General features: G+C 67.9%; 5 protein-coding genes. All 5 read left to right on the forward strand.

The window, feature by feature from the left end; genetic code table 11:
• The first annotated feature begins 22 nt into the window (after positions 1–22).
• The 5 genes from B0E52_RS04355 to B0E52_RS04375 all read left to right on the forward strand — a co-directional run bounded on the left by B0E52_RS04355 (position 23) and on the right by B0E52_RS04375 (position 8,454).
• The gene (locus tag B0E52_RS04355) at positions 23–1,237 is read left to right on the forward strand and encodes a tagatose-6-phosphate ketose isomerase (protein ID WP_254426699.1); all 1,215 of its coding nucleotides are present in this window, start codon (positions 23–25) and stop codon (positions 1,235–1,237) included.
• Positions 1,234–2,160, forward strand: coding sequence for a carbohydrate kinase family protein (locus tag B0E52_RS04360; protein WP_077482148.1), 927 nt, complete (start codon positions 1,234–1,236; stop codon positions 2,158–2,160). Before B0E52_RS04355 ends, B0E52_RS04360 begins: the two co-directional genes overlap by 4 nt.
• Complete coding sequence (locus B0E52_RS04365; RefSeq protein WP_077482150.1) at positions 2,157–3,095, forward strand: 1-phosphofructokinase family hexose kinase; 939 nt, start codon at positions 2,157–2,159, stop codon at positions 3,093–3,095. Before B0E52_RS04360 ends, B0E52_RS04365 begins: the two co-directional genes overlap by 4 nt.
• Positions 3,096–3,219: 124 nt before the next feature.
• Positions 3,220–6,252 (forward strand): TonB-dependent receptor, encoded by a 3,033-nt coding sequence (locus B0E52_RS04370; RefSeq protein ID WP_077482152.1) that lies wholly within the window; start codon positions 3,220–3,222, stop codon positions 6,250–6,252.
• A 177-nt stretch (positions 6,253–6,429) separates the two neighbouring features.
• Positions 6,430–8,454: an enterotoxin gene (locus B0E52_RS04375; protein WP_254426700.1), complete on the forward strand. Its 2,025-nt coding sequence runs from the start codon at positions 6,430–6,432 to the stop codon at positions 8,452–8,454.
• The last annotated feature ends 16 nt before the right edge of the window (positions 8,455–8,470 follow it).

Here is an 8,470-nt window from a genome sequence, read left to right on the forward strand (position 1 = left end):
ACATTCGAATGAAATGAGTCAAATGTCAATACTTGGAAACAAAACGAAAGCATCCGACAGTCTTGCCGCGCTGGGGGCGGCTGCGCCGGCGGCGCAACGCGAGCTCGGCTATGCCGATACCTTGCGCGAGATCCTGCAGCAGCCGGCGACCTGGCAGGCCACCGCCGCCCTGCTGGGCGAGCCATCGGTGCGGGCGCTGCTGCAGGCCGCGCTGACGCCGCGCCCCGCGCAGGTCGTGCTGACCGGTTCGGGCAGCTCGATCTACGCCAGCGAATGCATCGCGCCGGACCTGCAGCAGGCACTGGGCGTGCCGGTGCAGGCGATCGCCGCGGGCACCTTGCTCACGCACTGGCGCAGTGCGCTGCCGCCGGGCGGCGGTCTGCTGGTCTCGATCGCGCGTTCGGGCGACAGCCCGGAGAGTGCTGGTGTGGTCGACCAGTTGCTGGCGCATGCGCCGGACTGGCGCCACCTCGCGATCACCTGCAACGCGGACGGCAAGCTGGCCACGCAGTACCGGAACGAGCCGCGCTACGCCTCGCTGGTGCTGGACGAGCGCACCAACGATCGCAGCCTGGTGATGACCTCGAGCTTCACCAACCTGGTGCTGGCCGGCAGCTGGCTGGGCGGCCGTGCCGACATGGGCGGCGTGCAACGCCTCGCCGGTTGCGTGCAGCAGGTGTTCGAGCGGCAGTCCGATGCGCTGGCCGCGGTCGCCCACGGCGACTTCGACCAGGTGGTGTACCTCGGCAGTGGCGGTGCGCTGGGCGCCGCGCGCGAGGCCGCGCTGAAGATGCTGGAGATGACCGCCGGCCGTGTGCGCACGATGGCCGAGACCTTCCTCGGCCTGCGCCACGGCCCGATGTCCAGCCTCGACGAGCACACCTTGGTGGTGGCCTATCTCTCGCCCGATCCGGCGGTGCGCGCCTACGAATACGACCTGCTGCGCGAGCTGGGCCGCAAGCGGCTGGGCCTGGCGCGCGTGCTGGTGGGCGAGGGCATCGCCGACGACGTGATCGGCGCGCAGGACGTGGCGGTGGACCTCGCCGGCCTGCAGGCCAGCGACGATGCATTGCCGCTGCTGGCCGACGTGGCGGTGGGCCAGGTGCTGGCGTTCTTCCGCTGCCTCGCGCTGGGCGGCAAGCCCGACGCGCCGGCGCAGGGCGTGCTGACCCGCGTGGTCGAGTCCTTCGCATTGCATGCCGCGGGCTCCGCACAGCGTGGGGAGCGCAACGCGTGAAACGCATCCTCGTCGCCGGCGAACTCAACGTAGACCTGGTGTTCCGGGACTGCCAGGCGTTCCCCGCGCCGGGTCGCGAGGTGCTGGCCGAGGACGCGCTGGTCGTGCCGGGCAGCTCCTCGATGATCTGCGCGATGGGGCTGGCGCGGCTGGGCAACCCGGTGGCCTTCGCCGGCAAGGTGGGCGTGGACGGCTGGGGCGGCTTCTGCGTGTCGGCGTTGCAGGGCGCCGGCGTCGACGTGGCCGCGGTGCGTCGCGATCCAGCGCTGCGCACCGGCATCACCGCCTCGTTCTCCACCCGCAGCGACCGCGCGCTGGTCACCTTCGCCGGCGCGATCGGCGCGCTGCGCGCCGCAGACGTCAGCGACGAGCTGCTGGGCAGCGCCGACCATCTGCACGTGTCCTCGTATTACCTGCAGGGCGGCCTGCGCCCGGAGCTGAAGTCGCTGTTCGTGCGGGCGGGCAAGCTGGGCCTGAGCACTTCGCTCGATCCGGGTTTCGACCCCGTGGAGCGCTGGGGCGACGAATGGCACGACCTGCTCGCCCAGGTCGACCTGTTCCTGCCGAACGACGTGGAGATCGCCGGCATCAGCGGGTGCGCAGGTATGCTCGACGGCCTGCGCGCGCTCGACAACGGCCGCACCCGCATCGTGGCGAAGCGCGGCCGGCACGGCTGCGCCACGCTGGACGGCGCTGGCGGACTGCTCGAGTCGCCGGCCTTCGCGGTGGACGCGGTGGACAGCACCGGCGCCGGCGATTCCTTCGATGCCGGTTTCCTGCACGCCTGGCTGCGCGGCCTGCCGCTGGCGGATGCGATGCGCTGGGGCAACGCCTGTGGCGCGCTCTCCACGCGCGGCGTGGGCGGCACCGCGCGCCAGGCCGATGAAGCCGAAGCGAAGGCGCTGTTGGGGCGTGCCGCGTGATCACGGTCGTCGGCATCAACACCGCGATCGACCACTTGATGCGGGTGGACAGGCTGCATCTGGGCGAAGTCAATCGCACGGTGCACGAGCAGGTGCTGCCCGGCGGCAAGGGCCTGCACGTGGCGCAGACCATCGCCGCGCTGGGCGAGCCGGTGCAGCTGATCGGCCTGATCGACGCCGCGCACCGCAACCTCACCGCGCGCCGCATGAGCGAGCGCGGCGTGCTGTTCCACGGCGTGGAGATCGACGCGTCGTTGCGCCACTGCATCGCGCTGCAGGATACGGACGGCCGGATCACCGAGGTGCTGGGGCAGGGGCCGCAACTGGGCGAGCGCGACCGCGCGGCCTTGCAACGTGCCTTTCGCCTCGCGCTGGCCGAGAGCGAGCTGGTGGTGCTGTCCGGCAGCCTGCCGCGCGGGCTGGCCACCGATACCTACGCGGAACTGGCGCAGCAGGTGCATGCGGCCGGCAAGCGCTGCCTGGTCGATGCCAGCGGCGAAGCGCTGCGCCAGGCGGTGGCAGCGCAGCCGTTCCTGCTGAAGCCGAACCGCGACGAGGCCGAGGCGCTGTTCGGCCGCAGCATCGGCGACCTCGATGCCGCCGTCGCTGCGCTGCGCGAACTCGCCGCGCGCGGCGTGGCGATGCCGGTGCTGAGCCTGGGCGCGCAGGGCGCGCTGGGCATGGACGACAGCGGCGTGTGGCATGCGGCGGTCGAGCTGGAACAGGTGCGCAACACCGTGGGCTCGGGCGACTGCTTCCTCGCCGGCATGGCGGTGGCGACCAAGCGCGGCGAGCCGCTGCGGGAAGCCTTGCGGCTGGCGGTGGCCTGCGGCGCCGCCAACGCGATGGATGTGGAAACCGGTTACGTGCGTCCGGACCAGGTCGAGGCATTGCTCGGCCGGGTGCGGGTGCGGGTGCGGGAATGGAAGCACTGAACAACGGCGGAGTCCGCCCATTGCCGATGCGAATGAGCCATCGGTGTTCGAACAGTTCGCGAGCTGCGGGGGTGCTTCGCTCGCGGATATCCAGAAGCGGTCCATTACGTTCCGAGGGGCAATCATGAAATCCGAATCCAGCAGAAACACTCCGTTGCGACAGACTGGCCTGGCCACGGCGCTGGGCCTGCTGCTGGCGTCCACGGCCGCCCATGGCCAGTCGACCACCAGCAGCATCTTCGGCCGCGTGCCGGCGCAGACGGGCGAAAGCGTCACGGTCAGCAACGGCGCGGGCCTGACCCGCACGGTCGGCGTCGACAGCCAAGGCCGCTACAACGCGACCCAGCTGCCGATCGGTACGTATTCGGTAAGCCTGATGCGCGACGGCAAGGAAGTGCAACGGCGCGACAACGTGGCGCTGAAGGTGGGCGTGGGCGCGGACGTCTCCTTCAGCACGGAAGCCGCCGCGGGCGGGGAGGCGAACGCAAAGCAGCTGTCGGGCGTCAGCGTGACCGCCAGCGCGATCCCGCCGATCGACGTCAGCTCGGTGGATTCGCGCACGGTGCTCACCGCCGACCAGTTGGCCAAGCTGCCGCTGGGGCATACCGCGGAAGCGGCCGCGTTGCTGGCGCCGGCGGCGAACATCGGCGCCGGTGGTGCGAAGAGCACGACGGGCGAGTCGCTGGTCAGCTTCGGCGGTTCGTCGTCCACCGAGAACGCGTACTACCTCAACGGCTTCAACACCACCGATCCGAACATCTCGGCGGGCGGCATCACCTTGCCGTACGGCTCGATCGAGCAGGAAGAGGTCTACACCGGCGGCTACAGCGCGCAATACGGGCGCAGCGACGGCGGCGTGCTCAACATGATCGGCAAGAGCGGCACCAACGAATGGCATTTCGGCGGGCAGTTCCTCTACGAGCCGTCGTCGATGGTGGGCAGCCAGAACAACGTCTCCTACGCGAATGGCCTGCCGCCGTCGCCGGTGGCCGGCAGCCTGTATCAGCCCAACAGCAAGAACGACTACTGGTCGTCGGTCTACGACCTCTACGTGGGTGGCCCGATCATCAGGGACAAGCTGTTCTTCTTCGCCTCGGCGGAAATGACCCACACGCAGGGAAATACGGTCAACAGCGTCGATAGCGGGACCGATTCGCACTACCGGAACACGCTGCCCAAGTGGTACGCCAAGGTCAACTGGAACATCACCAGCAACAACCTGCTGGAACTGACCGGCGCATCCGAGAAGAGCCTGTCCAGCGGCACGGTCTACAACTACGACTACAACAATCTCGCCGACGCGGGCTTCAAGTCCTACGCCAACAACCAGAAGCACGGTGGCGACCTGTGGCTGGCGAAGTACACCGGCTACCTCACGGACAAGCTGACCCTGACTGCCATGTACGGCAGCATGAAGACGCGCAGCTACAGCGAGAACCCGGCCTACGACCCGAGCCTGACCTACCTCAGAGGCTATACGAACCAGAATCCGGCGCTGAACGGCGGCACGCCGATCACCAACAACCAGACCGTCAGCAGGATCAGCAACCCGGGCCAGAACTTCGTCACCACCAACCTGCGGGTTGCGCTGTCCTATGCCCTGGGCGACCACACGATCACGGCGGGCATCGACAACCTGCGCACCGCGGCGCGCGACCAGGCCGACCTGACCTCCGGGCCGGGTTACCTGTGGCAATACGCCCACACGAGCACGCCGAATGTGGCCATAGCCCCCTCCCTCGGCGTGGGTGCTCCGGCCAGTTACCCGAACGGGGCGAGCGGCTACTACGCCTCCAAGTACATCTTCACCCAGGGCGGCAACCTGTTCTCCAGCGAGCAGGCCCAGTACATCGAGGACCAGTGGCAGGTCAATGATCGGCTGCTGCTTTCCATCGGCCTGCGCGACGACAGCTTCACCAACACCAACGCCAGCGCCAGCGCCTACATGCGCCAGACCAAGCCGCAATGGGCGCCGCGCCTGGGCTTCAGTTGGGACGTGTTCGGCGACAGCACGTTCAAGGTGTTCGGCAATGCGGGCCGCTACTACCTGGGCTCGCCGATCGCCCCGGGCGACCCCGCCAACGGCTACGTGGCCACCAACCAGTACTACACGTACAGCGGCATTGCGGCCGACGGCACGCCCACCGGCCTGACCCAGATGTCGCCGCCGGTGTCGCCGAACGGCGCCTACGGCCAGACGCCCGACCCGCGCACCATGACGGTGACCAGCCTCAAGGCGATGGACCAGGACGAGTTCATGCTCGGCTTCAGCAAGACCGCCGGCCCGAACTGGGTCTATGGCGCCAAGCTGACCCGGCGCATCCTGCGGCACGTGATCGACGATTACTGCGATGCCCAAGCGGTGGTGAACAAGGCGGCCGCGGAAGGCATCACCGACGTCAACGACGCCACCTGCTATTACATCAACCCGGGCCAGGCCAACACCTTCGCGGTGCAGGATCCCAGCGGTGCGTTCCACAGCGTGACACTGTCCAACGCCGACATGAGCTTCCCGCATGCAGTGCGCCGTTACTACGGCCTGGAAGCCTTCCTGGAGCACCCGTTCGACGGCAAGTGGTACGGCAAGGTGAGCTACACCTTCTCGCGCAGCTACGGCAACAGCGAAGGCCAAGGTGAGTCTGACATCCGCGCCACCGGCGGCACGCAAAACGTGGACTGGGATTTCCCGCAGGTGATGGTCTACGCCAACGGCCCGCAGGGCAACGACCACACGCACGTGATCAAGGCCTACGGCTACTACGCGATCACACCCGAGTGGATGGTGTCGGCCAACCTCAACCTGACCTCGGGCGGGCCGAAGTACTGCCTCGGCTACTACGGGCCGAGCCAGAGCGATCCGATCGACTATGGCTCCAGCTACCACTGGTGCGACGGCCTGCCGTCGCCGCCCGGCGCAACGGGGCGCCTGCCGTGGATGAAGCAGCTTGACGTGGGTGTCCACTACCGCCCGGCGTTCGCCGACCACAAGCTGTCCCTGAGCGTGGACGTGTTCAACGTGTTCAACGGTCAGGCACCGCTCAATCTGAATGCCAACTACAACGGCAACAGCGGCGGCACGCCGAACCCGCTCTACGGTACGCCGCTGGTGCTGCAGCCGCCGCGTTACGTGCGGCTGGGCCTCACCTACGACTACTGAGCGTAAACGACGGCGCTCCGCGTCGCCGTGCAACAACTCCTGCCGCCCGGTCATGCCGGGCGGCAGCTTCGAATCACGTCGACGGGGTCATAGCCGCATCGATCCGGTCGACCTCGTCAATCATCACCCGAGGCCGTCATGCCAGCATCGCATCCCCATTCCCTTCGTTCGCCGCGGGTGACCCTGCTCGCTTCCTGCCTGCTGGCCGTGCTGGCCAGTTTCGGCACGGCGCAGGCCGCCGACAGCGTCGCCACCGGCAAGCGGGTGCTGGAGCCCGGCGCGGCAGCCTTCGCCGACCAGCAGGGCACGGAGAGCTTCGGCAATGCCGCGATCGAGGCGTGCTGGAAGCTGGACGGCCAGCGCCTCGTCGACTTCAGCGTGACCGACCGCGTGCACGGCCGCACGTTCCAGGTGCCCGCACCGTTCGCGCTGGCGCTGGCCGACGGCAGCACGCTGAAGGCCGCGGACATGAATCTGTTGTCGAAGCCGCACGTGGTGCAGCTGCCGGTGGATGCGCAATCCTCGCGGCTGGCCGGGCGCATCCCCGGGAAGGCAGTCGAGGCCAGCTTCGGCGACACGAACGGCCGTTTCCGCGTGGACTGGAAACTCGTGCAGCGTGACGGTTCGCCCTACCTGCGCGAGGAGGTGAGCATCATGGCGCTGAAACTGGACGAGAAGATCGCCAAGGTGTCGCTGTTGTTGACCAAGGCGACCGACGCCGAAGTGACGGGCACGGCGAACGGCTCGCCGGTGGTGGCGGGCGACGTCTACCTCGGTTTCGAGAATCCGCTGTCCGACAGCTCGGTGTATCACGGCAACGTGCAGCTCACGCTGGCGCGCACGCTGCCGCTGGAAAAGGGCAAGACGGTGGCGTATTCGGCGATGGCCGGCGTGGTGCGTGATGGCCAGTTGCGCCGCGACTTCGACATCTACGTGGAGCGCGAGCGCGCGCATCCGTACCGGCCGTTCCTGCACTACAACTCCTGGTACGACATCGGTTTCTTCAATCCGTACACCGAGGCGGAGGCGCTGGACCGCATCAACACGATCGGCGAGGAGCTGCACGTCAAGCGTGGCGTGAAGATCGACTCCTTCCTGTTCGACGACGGCTGGGACGACTACAGCGGCAGCTGGAACTTCAGCAAGGCGTTCCCGCAGGGCTTCGTGCCGTTGCGCAAGGCAGCGGCGAAGTACGGCGCCGCGCCGGGCATCTGGTTGTCGCCGTGGGGCGGCTACGGCAAGCCGTGGCAGGAGCGCGTCAAGAACGGCAAGGCGGCCGGCTACGAGACCAATGCGGGTGGCTTCGAATTGTCCGGGCCGAAGTACTACCAGCGTTTCCACGACGTGGTGATGAATCTCCTGAACAAGGACGGCGTCAACCAGTTCAAGTTCGACGGCACCGGCAACGTCAGCAGCGTGTTCCCGGGCAGCCGCTTCGACAGCGACTTCGCCGCGGCCATCCAGCTGATCGACGACATCCGCAAGGACAAGCCCGACACCTTCATCAACCTCACCACCGGCACCTGGGCCTCGCCGTTCTGGCTGCGCTACGCCGACACCATCTGGCGCGACGGCGAGGATGACTGGCACACCGGCGTGGGCACGAAGCGCGAGCAGTGGGTCACCTACCGCGACCAGCAGACCTACCAGAACATCGTGTTGAAGGGGCCGCTGTTCCCGATCAACTCGCTGATGCTCCACGGCATCATCTACGCGCAGCAGAACCCGCGACTCGACACCGATCCGGGCCACGACTTCGCCAACGAGGTGCATTCCTACTTCGCCACCGGCACCGAGCTGCAGGAGCTGTACATCACCCCGTCGCTGCTCAGCACAGAGAATTGGGACACCCTGGCCGAGGCGGCGAAATGGTCGCGCGCGAACGCGAGCGTGCTGCGCGACGTGCACTGGATCGGCGGCGATCCCGGTCGCCTGAACGTGTACGGCTGGGCCGCGTGGTCGCCGAAGAAGGCCATCGTCACGTTCCGCAATCCGGACGACCAGCCGCAACTGGCGGTGGTCGATCTGCAACGCCAGTTGCAGTTGCCGCCGGGCGTGGCGCGCCGCTTCAGCGTGCATGACGTGTGGAAGACGGGCGGCACCGGGCTGCCGAAGACGCTGGACGCCGATCATCCCGGCACGATCAAGCTGGCACCGTTCGAAGTGCTGACCTTGGAACTGACCCCGGCCAACGGAGACTGACGCCTCTGCACTTCTC

Source organism: Rhodanobacter sp. C06 (genome assembly GCF_002001105.1).
Lineage (GTDB): Bacteria > Pseudomonadota > Gammaproteobacteria > Xanthomonadales > Rhodanobacteraceae > Rhodanobacter_A.